This window comes from Bacillus sp. (in: firmicutes) (genome assembly GCF_031983925.1).
GTDB classification, from domain to species: domain Bacteria; phylum Bacillota; class Bacilli; order Bacillales; family Bacillaceae_G; genus Bacillus_A; species Bacillus_A pacificus.
Genome location: NZ_DALYZR010000012.1, coordinates 16,439 through 37,641 on the forward strand (window position 1 = coordinate 16,439; position 21,203 = coordinate 37,641).

Annotated in this window: 14 protein-coding genes, 7 pseudogenes and 1 riboswitch; of the genes and pseudogenes, 6 read left to right on the forward strand and 15 right to left on the reverse strand. The window is 35.7% G+C overall.

All coding sequences use genetic code 11. The features are described from left to right. Nucleotides 1-7: 7 nt before the first annotated feature. Nucleotides 8-1,336 carry a radical SAM/SPASM domain-containing protein gene (locus RTP99_RS23405; protein ID WP_000611138.1) on the reverse strand — a complete coding sequence of 443 codons (1,329 nt, stop codon included), beginning with the start codon at nt 1,334-1,336 and terminating at the stop codon, nt 8-10. A 173-nt stretch (nt 1,337-1,509) separates the two neighbouring features. Further along, the gene (locus RTP99_RS23410) at nt 1,510-1,674 is read right to left on the reverse strand and encodes a hypothetical protein (RefSeq protein ID WP_000412664.1); all 165 of its coding nucleotides are present in this window, start codon (nt 1,672-1,674) and stop codon (nt 1,510-1,512) included. A gap of 349 nt (nt 1,675-2,023) precedes the next feature. Here RTP99_RS23410 and RTP99_RS23415 point away from each other — a divergent pair. Continuing rightward, nucleotides 2,024-2,190 (forward strand): annotated as a pseudogene (locus RTP99_RS23415) (ISNCY family transposase); the annotation flags it as partial. A gap of 197 nt (nt 2,191-2,387) precedes the next feature. Here RTP99_RS23415 and RTP99_RS27905 read toward each other — a convergent pair. The 5 genes and pseudogenes from RTP99_RS27905 to RTP99_RS23435 form a co-directional block, all read right to left on the reverse strand. Next, nucleotides 2,388-2,652 (reverse strand): annotated as a pseudogene (locus RTP99_RS27905) (HEPN domain-containing protein); the annotation flags it as partial. Beyond that, nucleotides 2,629-3,000, reverse strand: a pseudogene (locus RTP99_RS23420) (nucleotidyltransferase domain-containing protein); the annotation flags it as partial. The pseudogenes RTP99_RS23420 and RTP99_RS27905, both read right to left, overlap by 24 nt. Nucleotides 3,001-3,021: 21 nt before the next feature. Then, nucleotides 3,022-3,333 (reverse strand): annotated as a pseudogene (locus RTP99_RS23425) (hypothetical protein); the annotation flags it as partial. A 193-nt stretch (nt 3,334-3,526) separates the two neighbouring features. Beyond that, complete coding sequence (locus RTP99_RS23430) at nt 3,527-5,383, reverse strand: alpha/beta fold hydrolase (RefSeq protein ID WP_001261161.1); 1,857 nt, start codon at nt 5,381-5,383, stop codon at nt 3,527-3,529. A gap of 58 nt (nt 5,384-5,441) precedes the next feature. Further along, nucleotides 5,442-6,008, reverse strand: coding sequence for a TetR/AcrR family transcriptional regulator (locus RTP99_RS23435; RefSeq protein WP_001072316.1), 567 nt, complete (start codon nt 6,006-6,008; stop codon nt 5,442-5,444). A gap of 86 nt (nt 6,009-6,094) precedes the next feature. Here RTP99_RS23435 and RTP99_RS23440 point away from each other — a divergent pair. After that, nucleotides 6,095-6,337 (forward strand): annotated as a pseudogene (locus RTP99_RS23440) (Lrp/AsnC ligand binding domain-containing protein); the annotation flags it as partial. A gap of 169 nt (nt 6,338-6,506) precedes the next feature. On the opposite strand, the gene RTP99_RS23445 reads toward RTP99_RS23440, so the two are convergent. Both RTP99_RS23445 and RTP99_RS23450 read right to left on the reverse strand, forming a co-directional pair. After that, entirely contained in the window at nt 6,507-7,712 is a 1,206-nt protein-coding gene (locus tag RTP99_RS23445) for a M20 family metallopeptidase (protein WP_000501371.1), read from the reverse strand. 88 nt (nt 7,713-7,800) lie between these two features. Then, a riboswitch (SAM riboswitch) is annotated at nt 7,801-7,902 on the reverse strand. A 75-nt stretch (nt 7,903-7,977) separates the two neighbouring features. Continuing rightward, a complete protein-coding gene (locus tag RTP99_RS23450) occupies nt 7,978-10,287 on the reverse strand; it encodes an AAA domain-containing protein (RefSeq protein WP_041184682.1) in 2,310 nt (769 codons plus the stop codon). A gap of 111 nt (nt 10,288-10,398) precedes the next feature. Between RTP99_RS23450 and RTP99_RS23455 the strand changes: the two genes are divergently transcribed. Both RTP99_RS23455 and RTP99_RS23460 read left to right on the forward strand, forming a co-directional pair. Then, nucleotides 10,399-10,791, forward strand: a complete 393-nt coding sequence (locus RTP99_RS23455) for a VOC family protein (protein WP_001145272.1) — start codon at nt 10,399-10,401, stop codon at nt 10,789-10,791. A 370-nt stretch (nt 10,792-11,161) separates the two neighbouring features. Then, nucleotides 11,162-12,001 (forward strand): annotated as a pseudogene (locus RTP99_RS23460) (hypothetical protein); the annotation flags it as partial. Between the two features lie 105 nt (nt 12,002-12,106). Here the strand turns inward: RTP99_RS23460 and RTP99_RS23465 are convergent. Next, nucleotides 12,107-12,958 (reverse strand): hypothetical protein, encoded by an 852-nt coding sequence (locus RTP99_RS23465; RefSeq protein ID WP_000825660.1) that lies wholly within the window; start codon nt 12,956-12,958, stop codon nt 12,107-12,109. Between the two features lie 205 nt (nt 12,959-13,163). Next, nucleotides 13,164-13,379 (reverse strand): hypothetical protein, encoded by a 216-nt coding sequence (locus RTP99_RS23470; protein WP_011040494.1) that lies wholly within the window; start codon nt 13,377-13,379, stop codon nt 13,164-13,166. Between the two features lie 76 nt (nt 13,380-13,455). Here RTP99_RS23470 and RTP99_RS23475 point away from each other — a divergent pair, with 76 nt between their 5' ends. Further along, complete coding sequence (locus RTP99_RS23475) at nt 13,456-13,926, forward strand: PRK06770 family protein (RefSeq protein WP_046647533.1); 471 nt, start codon at nt 13,456-13,458, stop codon at nt 13,924-13,926. A gap of 336 nt (nt 13,927-14,262) precedes the next feature. On the opposite strand, the pseudogene RTP99_RS23480 reads toward RTP99_RS23475, so the two are convergent. The 3 genes and pseudogenes from RTP99_RS23480 to RTP99_RS23490 form a co-directional block, all read right to left on the reverse strand. After that, a pseudogene (locus RTP99_RS23480) lies at nt 14,263-14,493 on the reverse strand (monooxygenase); the annotation flags it as partial. 75 nt (nt 14,494-14,568) lie between these two features. Further along, nucleotides 14,569-17,766, reverse strand: coding sequence for a bifunctional P-450/NADPH--P450 reductase (gene cypD / locus RTP99_RS23485; RefSeq protein WP_000359049.1), 3,198 nt, complete (start codon nt 17,764-17,766; stop codon nt 14,569-14,571). A gap of 430 nt (nt 17,767-18,196) precedes the next feature. Further along, nucleotides 18,197-19,675: a DHA2 family efflux MFS transporter permease subunit gene (locus tag RTP99_RS23490; RefSeq protein ID WP_000005111.1), complete on the reverse strand. Its 1,479-nt coding sequence runs from the start codon at nt 19,673-19,675 to the stop codon at nt 18,197-18,199. A gap of 380 nt (nt 19,676-20,055) precedes the next feature. Between RTP99_RS23490 and RTP99_RS23495 the strand changes: the two genes are divergently transcribed. Next, nucleotides 20,056-20,655 (forward strand): hypothetical protein, encoded by a 600-nt coding sequence (locus RTP99_RS23495; protein ID WP_000554415.1) that lies wholly within the window; start codon nt 20,056-20,058, stop codon nt 20,653-20,655. Nucleotides 20,656-20,904: 249 nt separating this feature from the next. On the opposite strand, the gene RTP99_RS23500 is transcribed toward RTP99_RS23495, so the two are convergent. Beyond that, nucleotides 20,905-21,203 (reverse strand): YwbE family protein (locus RTP99_RS23500; RefSeq protein ID WP_225991155.1); only part of this gene is annotated, 299 nt, incomplete at its 5' end.

Genomic DNA, 21,203 nt, shown 5'->3' on the forward strand with positions numbered 1-21,203 from the left:
CCTCTCCTTATATTGAAATCTCTTCTTTAATAGTTTTTAAATATTCGAAAACCTGTTTATCTGTTTGTGGACAGTTTGGTTGATTCAAGTTCCCATGAACTATAAGAGCTTCAGCAGCACACCCTCCTCCACATATAGGTGATGAGGCACAAGATTTACATTGTGGAATGGTAAAGGAATTGAATTGTTTCCACTTTTCCCACTTCCAATCTTGGCGAGAGAATTTAGGGAAATAATCGCCGATTTTGAACTCTGATCTTCCAACTAAATCAGGACAAGCATATATATGGTTATCAGGTCCAAATACAACTCGTTTCCCTTCAGCAGATTCACAATAGACTATATTGGGAACAACCATTTCAATTTTGTTTTTTAATTCTGAATCTAACTGCATAATTGGTTTAAAGAAACGGTACATATCAGCTCCGAAGTTAAGAGATTTTTGTTTTTCTAATTTTTCAAAATCAGGAATATTTTTTTGTAATTTTTTTACGATTTCATAACCCTTCATTAAATCTTCTCCTAAGCCTTTACATGTATGATCTGTGACAGGCGAAAAAGAAATTGAGAAATTTTCATTTTCAAATAACTTGTTTTTTTTGTAATAGTCTACAAGAAGTGAAACATAATCAATATTTGTTTGGTCTATATTGACTCTTACAATGGTACGAATACCATGATTAAGTGAATCACAAATACCTTTTTGAATTTGATCAAATGTACCTTGACCTCCCGTCATAATACGTCGTTGATCATGAATATTCTTCGGTCCATCAACTGTAACCATAATACTCAGTCGATCACGGTAGTTTTGGAAAATCTCTACAAAAGAAGAAAGGTGATAGCCATTTGTATTGCAACCAATTTTGAAGTTACGCTTAACAGCTTCTTCACAGATTTGTTTGACTATTTTTTTGGTAAAAGGAAGGAGTGGTTCGCCTCCAAAAAGGTTAATCATACCGATTTTATAACCACTTTCTTTATGAAAGATGTCTATGGCTTGCATAACTGCTTGGAGTTGTTCTTCGGTTAAAGCTGTTATTTTCTCATGAAGGCTATGGCTTTCAAAACAATATGGGCAACGAAAGTTACATGTATATGTAGGGCAAATAACATACTGCATTTCATTTCCAGCGTCCACAATATTTTTAGCCTGCCATAGTCTATGGTCCCGATCCTCTGTGTTCTTAAATACGTAACCTCTATCAATTAAAATTTTAGTAGCATTTTTCTCTTCGTTAGTTAAATTTTCGTAATCTCTATATGACAATGTATCGATTAAATTAATTAAGTCATGAGAAAAAAAATCTACAGCACCAGTTAAGGTATTAATCATTAGAACTTCCTCGTTTAAAGGATATCGTAAATGATACTTGTTAATAATCATCAAATCACCCTTGTATAATTATTTTCTGTTCTTGCTAGGCAAGAACAGAAAATAATGAATTTAATAACTAAGTTTATTAAAAGATATAAGTATTTCGAGTGTTTATTTACTGTAAGTATAAATTAGATTTGGAAGCAACAATTAAAACAGCAATTATCACAACAAATTGAGCAGTTGAAGCATTTCATTTCATCCCTGTTTTCAAGTGTTTCCATTTGATCAGCTAACTTTGTCCAAAGCTGTTCATTGTCATTAACTGAACGGATTTTAAAAGATTTTTTTTCCATTTTTAAATCCCCCTCTTTTATAGTTGCTTTGTTTTCATATAAAGTAAAATGAAAGTGGATTCTGATATAAAATAGCTTTATGAAAATAAGTTGATAAACATTAAAAATTACTTTGCTGTACCAGAAAACTTCCATTATTTGGAGCCGGCTCAATAATTATAATAAATGGAATCATATGTAATTAGCAACTTCAAAATTCGGAATATTTCGTGACAGATTTTTCAGATATTAAAGTATAGAAATGGTGTTATAAAGCTCACAAACATTCAAAAATACATAAAGAAATTCGTTCTCCTGAAAGAATAAGAGTAACCTGAACTATCTACAGAAGGGACGGATTGTATGATAACCTTTTTTTCATGAGTTTTGTGGTTTATCATTTGTGCTTCATATTTCTACTTTTTCACGTATAGGTGCTTGGTTTCGAGAAGAAGGCATTCCTCTGCTTCACGAACAGGTACTAAAAGAAATTCATCGTGATTGATTCCTTGTGCTTTAATTAAAAGTACCGCCATTGTACCTACAAAACAACAATTGTGTGATAATTATATTTTTTTCATTTCCTCTTTAATCTCTTGATAAATATCCATCATTATATTGTTATCCCCATAGCAAAGTATCATTTCATTCTACTATGAAGCATTCCTCCTCTTTTTTAGATAGAAAAAGAGAGTCCCTTTATAGGCACTCTCTTTTATGTATATCCTCTATTTTTAATCGATTACGATTTCATGTATATTTAGCATGTTTAACTTTTCTTTATAAAAACTCAGTACTTTTTGAGCATGTTGTATAGTCATTAATCTATCTTGAACAGTAAGTGATTCAAAATACGGATAAACGAATATCTGTAGCATAACCATTTAGCTGCACGCACTGTTCTAAAATCAATGAGGATTCCTCATCTAATTTCCGACACGATTTGTGCAGCATTAAAAGGTTATGAGTTTTTGGGACTGTTCTACCGTTTAGTGCAATCTTATGTTCCATAGTTACGGTACGACTAGCACGTTCTAGAAACTCTTCTGGCCCATACACTAAAATATCAACTTGTGTTTCCATAACATCGTAAATACCCCAATTGATACGATTAATGACTCCCCTTTTTCTTGCTCCTACACCTTCTACAACAATACAGAGATCAAATTCACTGTCTTCATTTGGTGTGCCATATGCATGAGAGCCAAAAAGGATAATTTTTTGGACAGAAGACACAGTTTCACGAATCTTTTGAACCAATAGGTCCAATTCCCTTTGTACTTCTTCGTTAATCCGAATCACTCCTCGGATAAAGTAATTATATTGACGTTTAAGTATATTATACATGCGTTGCTCTTCTCCTTGCTATTACATATTTATTTTTATATTGTTCTCTTGTTTCCCAACGTTCTGCAATGCTTGATAACATTCGTATACCTGCTTAAAATCCTGTAAGAATCCATCATCAGAGATACTATGAAATCCTTTGAAGTTCTTTCTACACCAATATAAGAGATTAAATTCATCCTTAACTAAAAAAGAATCTGGATTGAAATGAATAAATGCCTCTGCTATACAAGCCAGAAGCAATGGTATCATTTCAGCATCCTCTTTTGATAAATCCAGTACAGATACAACGGTATACTGCTTATATTGATAGTATTGTGGCGGGACCCCACATCCATCAACTTGAAGGCTTTATAATGCCCCTAAAACAAAAAAATTACGTATTTTCACCTGAAGATGCCCATTTTCTCGTTTTGGTGTATTTGCTTTTCTTAGCTTGATTGGCATGGGGTGGGACCCCAAACAGTACGATTTTATTTCAAAGACACAATGATCTTACTACACACTTTTTATTTATCCCACACTCTCATATGCTAGTATTACTATTTTTTATTACTAATGTTGCCGTTTCACTCGGATGGCTAAGAGGAAAATGATGGCCATATGGAACAAAATCAACCTTACCAAGATGCGATGGAGCAGAATAGCCTCTGTCATGATCCCCCCAAATAATGTGAAGATTATACTTTGTTACTCCATTGAAATCACCTTGATCGTGTTTCAGTAGTAAACTGTTAAGCTGAACCGTAGTATTTAAAATTCTAGGGGAAGTAAAACTGTTACTTATTTTTTCAATATAATGTTCGGGGATGCTCTCCATACTTTCAAACAAACCATTACTTAGTAAATAACGCCCTATCAAATTAGTAGTTGCTAATTTTAATATCCATTTGTTCATAAATTGAGGAACATTTAGCGATTTAGCATTTTTTTTAGCAACAGGTGGCTGAAGTAAAGTGATTGCATACTTCTTATCCATGTACTCTTGTACCAATGCTTCCAGAAGAATAAACGCACCGAATGAATGTCCAATTAGATGTGCACCATTCGTAGCTTTCTCCAATAACTTTTTCACTACATTCAAATAGATATCTAGAAGATTGTTCTCTCGTTTAAAAGGAGAACGTCCCAAACCTGGAAGATCCAAGATCCATACAGGTTGACCAGTTTTTTCATGAAGCTCTTGTGCTAAAGGAAATAAATCCTCTCCATCACTCAATAAACCATGTAATAAAATAAACGGTTTACCCTCTCCTTGTAATTGGTAAAGGGTAGTGTTATCGCATAATGTTCGTTTAAATAAATGATTATGCTGGCCATTTTGATACATCATTCGATAATCCAGATCAGCTACTACGGCAGGGAGAAATTTCATTACACTCGTCTTCTTAAACCAATCTCCTCCCATAATTTTTTTCGCTGAAACATTTGAAAATTTTCGTTTTGTAATAAAATTCAGTCCATCAGAAGGAATTTTTGTTATTTTACTTACTCCACTATTCATAATTGCTTTCATAAATGGCATTGGAACAGAGATTTTTGGTGCCCTCATATTCATACTTTCCGACATAATACTTAATAATTCAGCAATGTTTTGATCGTGCTGTTTGTCTTCAACAAGTGTATATGTTTGAATAGTCGGTTGCTCCAATCTGAAAACCTGCACAATAAACTTCGCAAGCTCATCGTTTGAAATAAGTGGTAACCTATATCCCTTACCTCCAGGAATCACTGGCATGAGCCCTCTTCGCATACTCATCACAAGCAAACCTAATCCTGCTATCTGCTCTGTACTCCCTGTTTTACTACTACCGACTACAGTTGGCGGATTAATTACAGAAAGCGGATAACCTACTGCTGATGCCTGCTGACGGATATAAAGATCTGCTAAAAATTTTGTTCTCTCATATGGATTTTTTATTTTCAAATAATTGTTTCCTTCTTGAAACACATCAATTGCAATCTTGCTATTTTTATCATCAAAGGGACTCATATAACCTACAACATGAATAAATTGTTGCAAGCCCTTCAATTGATGAATACTTTTAGCTAATTCACTAATATGTTTGGCGCCATTTAAAAATACGGACGCTGCCTCTTTACTTGTCGCTTGAATATCCATGGAGCCTCCTGCGTGAATAATCACATCCGTTTTCAATACCCTCTCCTTATCTTCAGCACTTAGACCTAAATCTATTTTCGTCAAATCACCTTCAATAAAGTGCATGAATGCCTTTTTTAAGCTGCCTCTTTCTTGAAAAATGCGTATGGCTTGACTTTTCGACCTTACTAAAAGAAGAATTTTAACATCCTCTTTGGCTAATTCTTTCACTAATTGCTTTCCAATAAAGCCTGTTCCACCAGTTAAAAATACTGTTCTCATATAAGACCCCCTTTTTAGTACTACTTGGTACTAATTTGATGTAAAAAAAATGCTTCTTTTATCGAAGCAATTTAAAAAAATGATCTGCTGTTTTCGTGATTACAGTTGCATCCTTCAATGTTTCTGAAATAAATAACGCCCCTTCAAGATTTGTAATAAAAAGTGATGCAACCTCATCAATATGAATCGTATTTCTGAATTCTCCATTCTCTATCCCTTGTTTAAGTAATAGAGAAACTTTCTCTTGTAATCCTGTAAAAAAAAGACCTATTTTTTCTTTTATTTGCGTGGCCTGTGTAGGACTTTGAATATAAAGAGTAATAAATGGACAGCTCCCCTTATACTCTCTCGACTGAACTCCTTGTGCTAATTGCTTTAAAAACAGTTGGATACGATCTTCAACTAAAAATTGGTTCTGAGAAATTACGTCATCAATTGCAGATTGATACATTTCAATCCAATAATCAACGACCCCTTCTAATAATACTTCCTTATTAGAAAAGTGATAATACACATTAGACTTTGAAACTTTGCTTACACGTACTAATTCATCCATACTTGTATAAGCAAACCCTTTTTCTAAAAATAATGTTGCAGCTACTTCAATCACACGTTTTTGATTCATTAATTTTATCTTTGTCATAAATAGAACTATATAGTACTAATTTAAACATTGCAAGTATTTATGTTAATTTTTAAAAAAGTTTGATTAAAAAAGTTCCACCATTCATCATGTTTAAAACGAGCCAATGCTCTGATTTTATCCAGTATTGTAATGCCGCTCCTGAAGTAACAGATTTATATCGAATTAGCGGAGAATTTAATTATATGATGAAGGTCATGAGCGATTCGATGGATTCTCTCGCTGCATTTTTAGACTCTTTAATGCAATTCGGCTTATCGTCTCCTTTAATTGTTTTAAAGAGTGAGTTTGAGGAGAAATTGTCGTTCTAATAAAGAGATACATATTATCCTCCGCTAACAGTAAAAGTTTTTCCTTTATGAGAAAAACCAACAAAATTAATGATTATTAAACAAAAAAAGAACATTGATTTTCAATGTTCTTTTTTTATATCTCTACTTATTAATTAAATTGCGCTGCGAAAAGAGCACCTTAATCCCCTTACCCCTGATTCCTCTGCGCCTCTCTAAACTCCTCCTTCACCTTCTCTAACAGCCCTTCTTCCGTAATTAATCGATACGCCGTATTTGCTAATGCTTTTGCCGATGTAATTAATGCTTTGTCTCCTAATTCTGAACGTGCTGCTTCTCTAAATTCATTCGTATGTGCAATTAAGTCATCTGGGCCGATTTTAATGTACGGATGAATGGTCGGTACGACTTGGCTTACGTTTCCTGCGTCGGTTGAACCAATGCCTAGTCTTTCTTTACGGTTTACATCTTCACCTAGTAATTCTAATTCTTCGGCTACAATATCGTTATATGTTTTTGTTACGAGTAGTTCATCGATTTCATTTTGGAATTGATGGATTTTCACTTTTGCGCCTGTTGCTAACGCTGCTCCCTGAGCAATATTTTTTACTTTTTCTGTTACTTCCGCACATCTTTTTCGCGTCGCTGCACGGATGAAGAATCTTGCTGCGGCGTAGTCAGGAATAATGTTAGGTGCTTTTCCGCCTTCTGTAATAACACCATGAATCTTCACATCTGACGGAAGTTGTTGGCGAAGTGCGTTAATACTGTTGTACAGCTGAATCACCGCATCTAATGCGTTAATTCCTTCTTCAGGTGAAGCTGCAGCATGAGCTGTTTTTCCGTAAAAATGAAAATCAAGTGGATCGACTGCTAGTGAAGGACTCGTTGTCGCTGTTTTCCCACTCGGATGAATCATAAGCGCCGCATCAATATTTTTAAATAAGCCTGCCTTTACATAACTCGATTTTGCGCTACCGTTCGGTCCGCCTTCTTCAGCTGGTGTTCCGAATACGACAACTTCCCCGCCAATTTCTTCAAGCGTTTCTGATAATGCAATTGCTGCCGCAACGCTAATTGTGCCGATTAAGTTGTGACCACACGCATGGCCTAGTCCTGGCAAAGCGTCATACTCCGCTAAAAATGCGATTGCTGGTCCTTGTTTCCCAGAGCTTTTTCGCGCGATAAATCCCGTTTCATGTCCAGCTATATTGTGCTGCAGCTGAAATCCTGCACTCCCTAGCAATAAACTCAACGTTCTTGATGCGTAAAACTCTTGGTTACCAATCTCCGGATTCGCATGAATATCGTGACTTGTTTCTATGTACTTTTCCTTATTTCTTTCAATACTCTCTTCAATTGTTTTTCTTTGTGACGTTACTCCTGTCGCTCCCATTTTTCTTCCCCCTTATATTTTCACATAAAAAAGCCTCTTTCTAAAAGATAGAAAGAGGCTTCTGCATATACAGTCAAAATGAGCTTCTTTCTTATCTTTCAAGTTACCTTGCTGGAATTGGCACAGTATTCATAACGAATCCGCTGCCGAGGTATCATAGGGCCAGTCCCTCCACCTCTCGTGATAAGAATTTTCATAAAATTATATTAAATTACATTCATTCTAAGTTCATTTTAAATAAAAGTCAAGGAATTCCTATCCGAATTTACCGGATATCTAAAAATCCTTTTAATACACCAATTGTCTCAGGTGCTTGCAGTCTCGCACATACGTACGGGAATTCCGTACTACCTTCAAACATCATTTGAGATGTGAGTGGTGCGCCTGCCCAAAAGATTTCATCATCGATTACGATAAACGGGAATGCTTTATTTTGCCTTTGTAACTTTACATTTTTCAGTGGAACTGGTCCATCACTATACACTGTTATTTGCGCATTTGTACGCATTAATGCTTGCCATACTCGCTTATCCACTTGCTTTGTGCTTGGAAGTGAAATAATAATCTTTCGTTTTGCAGCTAAAATATCTTTCAATAAACCTTTTGGCTCTTCAAGATTCATTTCCATAAACCAGCGTAAACGTTTCGAAATTTTCCGCTCCCATAATTGTCTTGATGTCGTACGATCATACACATCTCCGTGACGTTCTATATGAGCTGTTAATTGTGATAACGCTTGTTTTCTCGAAAGGTTTTTACGCATATAATGACAATCTGATAGTTGAATGAACTTCCCTCTTGCCCTTGTCACTGCAACGTTGACGAGGCGATGATTTTTATGGTCAAAGAATAACACGCCAGGTCGTTCTTGCGGATAACTATCTACTGTATCAAAAATCATCATATCCCTTTCAGAACCTTGGAACTTATGAACCGTTGCTGCTAAAACAGGTATGTGACGATACTTCGTTTTTTGCAACATTTCTCTCATACACGTTGATAAGAAGCGGGATTGCGCTCTGTAAGGTGTAACAACACCGATCGATTGAACACCGTCTAACAGTCCGATTAACATCATTTGCATCGCTACTAAACCAGACATAATGTTAAAACGAGAACCAGAAGCAGCGTCTTTTAACGAAAAAGCTCCCATTAAACTCATATCAAATAAAACACTCGCCTCATTTGCGAACGGTTGTAGTTTTGCAAGTTCTTTACGCTCTGAAACAGACGGATGATCGTATACTCTATTTTTATAAATAAACGAGTTTGTAAATTTAGATATATCCGCATGCATACGTCTTTGTTCCTGCAGCATAAACAGGTTCGGGTGTGCTTCTGATTTATTAACAGACTCAACAATCCCGGCATGGTAAAACATATCTTCTCCAAGCCATTTTCGAACGAGTTCATGGTTCGCCATCGCAATTGGAGGTAACTGTAAAAAGTCACCACAAACGACGATACGTTTTCCAAGTGATGCAGCTAATGCGATTTGTGGAACATATGCCATACTTACTTCATCTACAACAACTAAATCAAATGTACGCTCATAAATAAGTGAATCAATGGCACATTTCGATAAAGTTGCGCCGATTACTTTCGCATTTTCAATGTATTCTTTTTCTACCTCTTTAATTTTCGCTTTTTGCTTTCGAAGATCACTTTCAATCTCTTGTATACGCTTCTTATCAGCAGAAGTCGCTTTATATGATAAAATCTTTTCACGAAGATCTTGTCGTGTTTCTTCTAAATAGAGTCTTTCTTCTCCCCAAGATCCGTTCGTCGTTTCAACTAGCTTCGACGCAAGTAACGTTTCATGATTTCGTATATGTTCATGCTGGCTATAACCGTAACGAACAATTTCGCCAGGCGTCCATTTCTTTTTCTTTTCAATTTGCTTCGTTACTTCGCTCATTAATACGTCCACTGCCGCATTACTATGAGCTAATACAAGTACCGATTTTCCTTTTTGGTAATGAGCCGAAATAATACGTGATAAATTGTAAGACTTCCCTGTTCCAGGCGGTCCCCACACGTACGTCGTCGGATTGTAAAATGAACGATACGCCAATTCATTTTTCGGATTTTTCATCTTCTCAATATGCTTCGGACTACTCGTCCCATCAACAAGACGCTTTATACGATTACGTTTTAGCTTATCTTTACGCGCTTCTTTTAATCGCTCTTGTAGTTGCTCTAACAATTGCCACGGTTCACTATATAAAACCGCTTCTCGTATTTCACCTTGTATATAATCATTTAATTTCAATTCTATTTCTAATCCATGTACAGATAATACTTCTCCTGTCGCTTCCTCACCATCGAACTCAATTCGAATCGGTGAACCTTCCGGTAAGCTTACTTCCGAAATAAGCTGAAATACGTATACTGTACTTTCATAATCTGTATATAAAAAACGACCGTTCATTATAGAAATTTTACTACCACCTATCGTTTTCCAATGTTTAATTTCATACGCTAATGCATAATGCCACTCTTTCATCGTTTCCGATAATGAAGGAGTTTGAGTAGGTGTATTCATCGTATAATCTCCTTCCTTCTCCCCAAACATACTTTCTCACTATACCATATAACACGCTAAAATTTGTAAGGTTTTTATCTTGCTTATTTTCTTAATTTTCAATAACATATTGTATATAATTTTCAGAAAGAAGGAATCTACATGCCAGTTAGAAGAATTGAACACGTCGGACTTATGGTTGCAAACCTAGAAACATCTATCGCATTTTATGAAGAAGTAGTTGGCTTACAACTCATTAAACGTATGGGACACCCGAATCCAGACTTAAAACTCGCTTTTTTAGGTGTGGAGGAATCAAAAGAAACGATACTCGAATTAATTGAAGGCTACAACTCTTCCCTTCCGGCAGAAGGAAAAGTACATCACATTTGCTTTAAAGTGGATTCATTAGAGGATGAAATCGAAAGAATACAGAAACACGGCGTAACCTTCCTACTAGGAGAGGAAATTGAAACATTACCAGATGGAACACGTTACATATTCTTCGCGGGTCCTGATGGAGAGTGGATTGAGTTTTTTGAGACGGAGAGATAAAGGAATATTTTAATAATAGAACCAGATTTTATAGTAAAATAAATACCATGGTATGAATGTACGTTTTACATATGAACCCAATAAACCATGTGCTTATAGAATTGAGAAAGACTTTAAAACAAATAAGTTATATATTTTAAGACAGTAATACTCCAAGCAATATAGTTAGAACGTCAGGAACTTAAATGATTTAAGATTCAAATATGGGCAGCCCGACCCCCGCCTAACTTCTTTGCTTTCGCCGAATTTTGAGGTGGGGGTCTTACTGCCCATTAAAGCGGGATAAAAGTTAAAGTATACGACTCAGGAAAAGAAGGTTTTGTAGTGTGCTGCGCATTCAAGAATTAATTCTTACGTAGGGAGTGCTTATATGAAAAGATTGAAACATGTAATATTGCTATTATTATGTTTCTTATGTCTAAGTGGTTGTAATCAAGAAAATGGAGCTGAGATACAAGAATATATAAAAAAAAAACACGGTATTGATGTTGTTGTAACACATTGGAGCCCGATAAATGAAAATAATGGGGGTGATACCTACCATACTGTGCAAGAAAAAAATAACAAATATCTAAAATTCCGAGTAAAGGTACAAGGTCTCCTCTATTCATATCCAGTAGGTGATGAATACCAATATGGAAAAAAAACATATGAGGAATATAAGAAATTCAAACCAATACTAGAAGAAATAAAAAAATTAGGTTACGTGGAATCTGAAACGGAAAATGTTCTTCAATATATTTTAGATAATAAAAATCCAGATGAAGGAAAACCAACTAATGAATTATTATTAACTTTACAAATGAGTAACGAGATTGACTTTAGCCAATTGGATTCAGTAGATTTAGATAGTTTATATGCTCTATTTCAACTCATTCAGAGGAATAATAAAAAGATAACAGAACTAGAGATTAAGGATCAAAATGGTGAATCTTTAGGTGGTCCTTTTAAAAATGTACAAAACATAATAACAAAAGAAAAATTGTTACAAACAATGAAATCTACGATGTCAGATGCCATAAACAAATATTAGGGAAATTGGATTAGAGCACACACCACAGTAGAGACGAGATTACATGAAATGCTAAACAATTGATTTGCAATTAAAAGTATTACTTATTCAAGTTCAGATAATGAGGATAGTCGAAAATATTTAGTGACTTTAGTTATTAATACTACGAATAGTATATTTGAAAACAATTCCCCTTTAAGGATTTAATCAAAATACCATAATCCTTAAAGGGGGTACAGCCGAGAAACGTGTAAAAACTAAAAACGTGTTTTGAAAAAAGATTGAACAAATTAACCTAAGGTTCTATTCTAGAGTTTTTGCTGCATAATCTCCGTAAAAGTAAGAATTATCTAACTCATCATATTTAGGAGTAGCAATTATAGTGTATTTACCACCTTCATCGACTTCAAACAAAGCTACATTATTATATTCCGATCCCCCATTTGAATCGTCTACGAGCATATCTATGTTGTATATCCCTTTTGTTAATACTCCACTTTTTTGAAAGTCCTCAATTAGATCTTGGGCCTTTGGAATAGGATGTTTATTTTTAGACATGTCAAATTTAAATAGAAAATTTACTACACCTAAATACCTGACATTATAATTTTCACGTCGTGGGTCACTCGGTATTAATGTAGGTAAAAGTTTAGTAGTATCTATCTTTTGGGTCTTTTTAAAATCATCAAGTAGCTCTTGAGAATAAATTATATTAAACTTAAGGTTGTCGTAAGGAAATATATAAACAGGACCATTTTCTACCGAGACAAATTTATTAGGATATTTCACTAATCCATATTTTTTTATGATCTGTTCAATTACTTGAACTACTTCTGGATGTTGCTCAATATATGCACCCTTGAATTGTTCAAAATAGATATCGTCACTGTCATCATTTAAAATTTTCAAAGTACCCCTTTCAATCATTAAAAACGGATAAGCATGATATGGCTTTTTCATTTCTACATAAGTTTGATGACCAATTCCTCCAAACCAATTATTATCTGTCTGAATAACAGAAAACTCCCCTTGTATTCCATAGTTTGTTTTTAAATATTCTTGTATGGGGTGATTCAGTTTATCTTTAGAGAAATAACAGCCACTAAGAATTAGGAATGATGTACTTACTAAGATGACTTGAATCAATCTTTTCACAAATAAAAGTCTCCTCCCTTTTCCTATAAGGGTATTGTATCCCTATTAGAAGTAGTTTTATTATAACTCTTTTACTTCTTTGAAGCGTTTTACATCATGATAATATCCAGAGAGTCCTTCAGTCTTACAATCATAATAATACGTATATCTCGCTATTTCAGCAAGTTGAAGTGTAAAGGATAACTTACTACTATCCTTTTTATTTTTACCACCTAAAACGTCCTACAGGTTCATGACCAGCAGCCTTTAAAGCTTTACTTCTTTCTAAAGTGACTTCCGTTATACAACCACAAATCTTTCCTTTTCGATCAGAATCCCCGGTACTAACTAACGCCGATAACCAATTTGACTTATTCGCAATACCATCCGGAGTAAGACGGTATGCATCTATTGACCAATAATGATACTTTATGTAAATCACACAGATAGATAGCGGTATACAGCTCTTCTTTTATGTTACACTTCAATCAAAAGGGGGAATAATTTTGAAAAAATAGATTAAAATCACATCAAGCTTCGTTATTGCTATAGCAGTTGGTATTTTTACTGGTTACAAAGTCGGTACATATGCAGGTTCAGACGTTAAGGAAAAGCAGACTGATAAAATTAAAGGGGAAGAGGTAATACTTGACCTCAATTCTGATCGTCATATAATTAGTGCAATGCATAAAATGACTCATCAAAAAGTATTATCTCACGAAAAGCAAGGGTTCATTAAAATGACTCCAGAAAACATCGAAACAGTACGTCAAGTAATTGATGAAAGTAATAGTGGAACCTTACAACATAAAGAACAGTACCTCAAGATTTTGGTTCGTTGGTATGAAGGCGATTTCTCTCAATCCGTTGAGGAGCATAATTTATTATGGGAATTGGAAAATAACAGCACTGGTCAAGCATACGAATTAGCGACATCAAAACAAGAAGAAGCATATATTCTAGAACAAGGGAATTCTGAAAAGCAATAAAAAAATGGACCTGTTACCAGGTCTTTTCTTGTATTTTCTCTGTTATCCCCTTTAAAAACAGCTTAAATCATACAACCTTCCCTCCCCTAGCTACTGAATAATAGTTTTGTTCATAATTTCGTAACATGTATAGACAGGTATATATGTTATAATCAACTTAGCAAATTACAATAAATTTGCATTTCCTGTGCCCCTTACCTCCCAGTAAGGGGCGTACCCTTTTCTAAGGAACTATATGCCGACATACGTATTCCTATTTATATAGGAATTTTTTTATAAAGGAAGAATGCAAAAAAGAAGGGATAATCCCTTCTTTTTTGCATCCTGTGTCCCTTATTATTTACTATAACCATGATTCAATTTCGTTAACTTATCATTGATATGAAAAATTCTTACTCTAATATCTTTAACACGAGATGCTTGAAGTCTATTTTTGTGCATTTCGGCGTATTTTTCAGCATCTTGTTTTTCTTCAAATACATAGATGCCTCCAGCTTCTTTCGTTTTTTCATTCTCCGTCCATATTTTCCAATGGAATCCTTCTTCTTCATTAATACTTTTTGCCAGGAGTTTATTATTTAAATCAACAATTATTCAAAAGAATTTCATTCGTTACATATTACTTATCTAATTAAGAAACATTCATATACCAGCCCAAACATCTTTTCCATATCGCCCTTCATCTTGCAGACGATCCAACCAATTCCTTGCTTCTTGTTCACTGACTTCATGAATTTCTTGATAGGCTTGACAAAGGGTGTCTTCTACGTCAGGAGCCATTTTACTTCCATCACCACATATATAAAGATGGGCCCCATTATCTAATAACGAAATTAAATTCATTCTATCTTCTTTTATTACATGCTGTACATATGTTTTAGGATGTCCTTCTAAGCGAGAAAAAGCTGTGTGTAAAGAGATTAATCCATCTCTTTCATCATTTTCTAGTTCTGTACGATAGAGATAATCCTTTTCAGGATGACGACAACCAAAGTATAGGTGCGCTTCTCCTAAGTTCATACCTTTTTGCTTTTGAACGCGACGCGCTTGTAAGAACCCACGGAATGGTGCAATTCCAGTACCTGGTCCAACCATGATAATTGGGGTTTCTGGATTTTCAGGTAATTGAAAGTTTGATTGTGGCGTTCGAATGAAACAGATAATCTCATCTTTATTATGACGCTGAGCTAAATAATTAGAAGCGACTCCTTCATATGTCCCTTCCCCGCTCCATGCGGGCGCATTCACAACACCAACCGTAATACTCAGACGATCCTGTGCAATGAGTGGAGAGCTTGAAATTGAATAGTAACGCGGTTTGAGCGCCGGAAGAAGTTCTAAAAAACGTTCAAATCGGATTTCACAAGCCTCATACTTTTCAAGAAGATCTAACATTGAAATACGTTTCTTTAATATTTGTTCATGATAAACTCCGTCTTCCAATAATGATTCCAATTCCTTTTTATGAGGAGGACATGCTGTGAATGTCACCATTTCTCGTATTTGTGCTCGAGTGGCTGCTTCTTGCACTTCTACACTATAACTAAGAAGGTCATATAAACGAACAGGACTGTCTAAAGGTATGTGATTTACACTGCGCCCACTTGCGCTTAATATGACTTGATCCTTCCCGTTTAATCCAAAGCGTTTTAAAATTCGATTGACATTTTTCTCACTATTAATTGGTAGCACCCCAAGGTGGTCTCCTTCTTTATACGTAGCCCCTTCTGGCAATGATATCTCAATATGTCGCGTGCTTCTTTCACTGCTAGATGATTGAAGTTCACGATTTTCTAATATAGATGCATAAACTGCTTCATATGTTCGCGCAAGAGGAGACCCTCCAAGACGGCTGACAAATTGCAGACTCAAAGTACTGCGTTCTTTCTCCATGTTTTTGTTAAGTTCCAATCCAAATGCCTTCATCGCATCAGACCACATACTTTCTTTCCATTGCTCGAGCTGTTCCTCGAAATCACCACTTGCATCCGCTTCTCCGCGTGTAGAAAATCTTGTTGCTCCTTTTTGAGCCATTTGCTCATCAATGTATCTTGGTATTCGCTGATAGGTACTAGCCCAATTATGGTCTCCACAACCAAAAACTGCGTATTGAACACCTTTTAGCTCATCCGGTTTTAATTCTTCCAACCACTGCACAAACTGTCCTGCATTACTTGGCGGCTTTCCATTATAAGAAGAAGTTACAATAAGAACCGCTCCTTCTTTTGGCAAACTTCCAATTCGATCGTTAAGAGCTGCCACTTCCGTTTGAACACCTTCTAAACTAGCTGTATCTGCTAGTTCTCTTGCAATACCTTCTGCTACCCCTGTATCCGAGCCATACAGAACAAGAAGCGAAAGATTATCGGCTCCAATAATAGAAGGAGTCTTCTGAACTTGCTGCTTGATTTCATGGTTTTTCAGTTTCTCTTCTGTAGGCGCAAGAACAGTAGTATGGCTAATATTTTGATTTCGAGGTACAATCCTAATTTTAAAATCACCAGGCTTTAGCGTTAATGTTTGTTTTACGTCCAGCTGATAGTCTTCATAATCAATGAATTCAAAATGTTGAAGAAGCATTCCCATTACGAGTGTGGCTTCATGAAGTGCAAACTGCATACCGATACATGCTCTTTGCCCATTTCCAAATGGCTTATAAGCATGGTGAGGAACCTTATCCAGATCTTCAAATCGTTCAGGTTGGAATTCTTCCACATTGTCTCCCCACGCATCTTTATCCCTATGTAGCTGTGGAATAAGGACAGAAATACGATCTTCTCCTTTTTTAATTGGATATTTCCCACCAATCACTGTATCTTCTTTTGCATAGAGACTGAATGCTGGAGCAGTAGGCCATAGACGTAGCGATTCATTTAAAATCATACGTATATACTTAAGTTTCATAACTTGTTGATATGTTGGAGTAGGATCTGTCAAAACACGGTCTACTTCTTCATAGGCTTTTTTCAATTTATCTGGATTCTTTAATAAAAAATAGATTGCAAAAGATAACAATCCACTTGTTGTCTCATGTCCAGCTATTAAGAAGGTAATAATTTGGAAACGAATATTTTCATCATCTAATTTTTCACCAGTTTCCGGATCTTGCACATGTAACATACGGGAAAGTAAATCATTTTCTTCCTGATTCCCACTACTTTTACGTTCAGCAATAATATTATCTACTAAAGAAAACATGGATTGAATATCATGTTGAAATTGACGTTTCGTTCTCCACATGAGTTTATCTTCTATATCCAGCCGCTGCAATTGGTGCATTGCCTCATCTAGAGCACGGGTCATGCTAGTAATAAAAGGATGAGGGGTCTCACGATAAAAGCTATTAAATCGATAATTAAAACCACATAGACCAATTGTATCTAATGTAAGGCGAGTCATATCCTCTGGAACATCTACGTTTTCATTCGGATTCAGTCTTGCCCATTTTTGAACGAGTTGTACGGCAATATCGACCATCATGGCATGGTAATCTTTCATTGCCCGTTGGCTGAATGTAGGCATCAAAATATTATGAGCTTTTTTCCAGTTAGGCTCTTGAGTCTCACTTGTAAATAATCCGTCTCCAGCAAAGGCACGAACTTTCGCTAAAGCACCCTCTATACTTTTATCAAACCTTGTTTCGTCACAGACTTCTGCTACCAGTTCATGCCCAGAAATGACAATGATCGTATCACTTAAAGTTTGAATTTGAAAAATGGGACCATACTCTTCCGCTATCTTGATAAAGGATAAGGTCGGTTTATCTTTATCGATTAATGGGAGGTTCCCCAGCGGTCCATATGTTTTCGGCTGAGGAATGGCAGATACTTTTTTATCCATTACAAACACCCTTTCAAAAAATACTAAAATATCCCATTCAATAGAAAGACGATAGCAATGAATCGCCTGGGATAAAGATATGTAATTGATTACCTTATTTTATCTTTTCCCTAACTATTCACAATTATGATATTGCTTATAAGGTTGGTAATCTAAGTTGTTTGTTGCTATTAGATTTATAACTTGCAGAAAAAATACGAAATTAAAATGAAACGTATTATTATAATGTTTATCAGAAATTGAAAACTAAAGATTGTAGTATTTGGAAAGCCAATAGTTTCTAATGAAAAAAGATCTGATATGAAGATCAGATCCTTTTTTCACTATGTGTAATTATTTCACTGTTTCTTTCAATTCTTTTCCCATTTTAATTATCAGCTTCTGAGCAGCAAAAAACTCGTAGAAATCATTATGTAGAGTTTATTTCACTCTACCGATTTAACCTCTCGACTGCTTCCGGGCTTGTATCTACACGTTTAACGAAAAAAACTAATAGTAGTGCAACAACATTCATGCCAAGCGCTACATAGAACGAATATTGAATTCCGGATAATAAAGCCTTCTGCATTAACATTACCTTCGTAGCTTCTGTGAAGGTTGTTGGATCTAATTCAGACATTAGACTTTCAGCTTTTGTTTTTGTTACAGAATTCATAATTGTAACAAGAATAGCAGTACCAATCGAACCGGACACTTGTTGGGCTGTATTATTAACAGCTGTACCGTGCGGATTTAAGCGAGTTGGCAATTGATTAAGACCATTTGTCATAAGTGGCATCATCACCATCGCCATCCCAAACATCCGTAGCGTATAAATAAGAATAATATGTGTGTGGCTAGAGTCGATTTGCAGGTTTGCCAGCATATAAGTTGAAACGGCTGTAATGGAAAGTCCCACTATACCAAGAATCCGAGGGCCATATTTATCGAATAGTTTACCTGTAATTGGTGACATAACTCCCATTATTACCGCACCTGGAAGCATCATCAGCCCAGAGCTCAGCGGTGAAATACCGCGGACATTTTGTACATAAGCTGGTGTTAAAATCATACCCGAAAACATGGCTACTGCGTTGACAATTGCAATTACAGACGCAAGTGCAAACATTGGGTACTTGTAAACACGTAAATCCAATAACGGTTCATTCATTTTTAATTGACGGATAATGAAAGCAATTAGGGCAATAGCGCCTACGATTAAGGTTGTTAAGACAACTTTATTCGTCCAACCATTGGAGCTTGCAGAACTGAATCCATATAACAGACCGCCAAAACCGACAGAAGATAATAGTAATGAGAGATAATCAAGTTTTGCATTTTTGTTTTGTCTCATGACATTCTCAGATTTCCAAATCCCTAACAGTAAGCTTATGATTGCTAACGGTAAAATCATTTCAAAAAGCAAACGCCAGTCATAATACTCTACAATATAACCCGATAATGTCGGTCCAATTGCTGGGGCTGTAATCATAACTAATCCAAAAATCCCCATTGCTGTTCCCCTTTTTTCTCTCGGAAAGCTTACTAGCATAATATTCATTAACAAAGGTCCCATGACTGAAGAACCTGCTGCTTGAACCATCCGGCCAGTAAGTAATAAACCGAAGTTCGGTGCTACAGCCGCTAAAGCCGTACCAAAGATAAAAATCAACATGGATGTAATAAATAAACTCCTATTGGAGAAGCGGGTTATTAAAAATGCTGATGCCGGAATTAATATACCACTTACAAGCATATATCCTGTAGAAAGCCACTGGATCGTTGAATAATCTTTAATGTCTAAATCCTTCATTATTGATGGCAAGGCTACATTTAAAAGCGAGTTATTTAGAAATGAAACAAATGCCCCAATAAAAAGGATTACAAGCATTACATATGGTGGTTTTCTTTTATGTAATGTTTCACTCATATATTTATTTGCCCCTTCATTATAAATTCCATTGATTAATTTCAATCGTTTACATATCTGCACAAAAATACATTGCCCTTGCAGTATTTTGCCATACTCTTCGAATGGATATTCTCTTTTTCGCAATTCTACTTGCTCTACATAACATTTTAAAATCTTTTTTATTGATTAAACGCATTTGTTAACCGAAATTAAATTAGGCTACATTTTGAGGTGAAGTTGTCTTATCGCCCACAAATAGCAGGATAAATCAACAAGACAAGACCACACCTATTCCTTTAAATACAGGCTTGTAAATCTAGTTATGTAACCATCCATAAAAAGGAATATCACATAGGCTAAGTCTAACATTACATTTTTACAGTAAGGGGAATAAGCTTATGCACCAATATCGGTATTTGAATTCAAAAGGAAATCAGGAGCATTATAATCACCAAAATTCAATGTCATCATTATATGTACAGCCCCAAATAGCTAAAGCTGAGGGAATGAATGATTTGAAGATTCCTGAGAATTGGAGTTATCGCTTCTATCCAGTTGGTTCGGATTCACCAGCCAATTATACAGCTTTCCATCCTCAGTCCCCTCCCTTCTCTTTGGATCAGCCAATCCATTATGCAGGGATGATGCCCCAAGGACATCCCGCTAATTGGCCTCCATTCCCAGGCCATGCAGGTAATTTTCAAAAACCTCCCTTACCCTGGGCTCAACCATTCAACCATACAGGGATGTTCGCACAAGGTCATCTTGCCGCTTTACTCTCACCGCCAGCTAAGGCTTTTAAATTTAATAGCAATAACTGGGGTATTTTCGGAAACTCTCCCGGATGGGGAGGACAGATAAGTCCCATGGGATGGGGGAATAACGGCGGTTACGGTCAGCCAGGAATGCTTGGAAACTTACTTACAGTAGGAAAAGGCACTATGAATGGAATTGGAATGCTTAGTAGTCTAATGGGTATGGGGAAGTTCTTTTTTTAGTGGATTAGAACGAGAGGATATGTCCATAGCTCAAACATGCCCATCAGTGTATTGATTATATGGTTCCAGTACTCCCTCCAAGTTCGGTTCCTCTTATGTCAAATTATAAAAACATCTATTGCCTTGTATGTGATAACTTGATACAGGTATGGTGGCATCAACAAAACGCTACAAAAAACCGGTTCCTTTACGAAAGAAACGGTTTTTGTAGTTCTTATTTCTTTGAAAAGTAGTCAAATCTTTTTTTCATTATTTAACACTTTGAACACGGCCAATTTGTCCATCTTGTAGTCGAACTTTAATGCCGTATGTATGTGTTTCACTATGTGTCAAAATGTCTTTTACAACGCCACTTACAGTTTTACTATAATCATTATCCAATTGAATAACTACATGCGAACCAACTGAAATTTGTGATCTTGTTGGTTTCCCACCTGTTGCTTGTGTTGGTTTTTCTTGTTTTTGTGTTCTCTCCTGTTGTGTAGACTGCTGTTGCTGAGCTTTCTTCTCTTCTTGCTTACGTTTTTCTTCTTCTGCTCTTTGTTGCT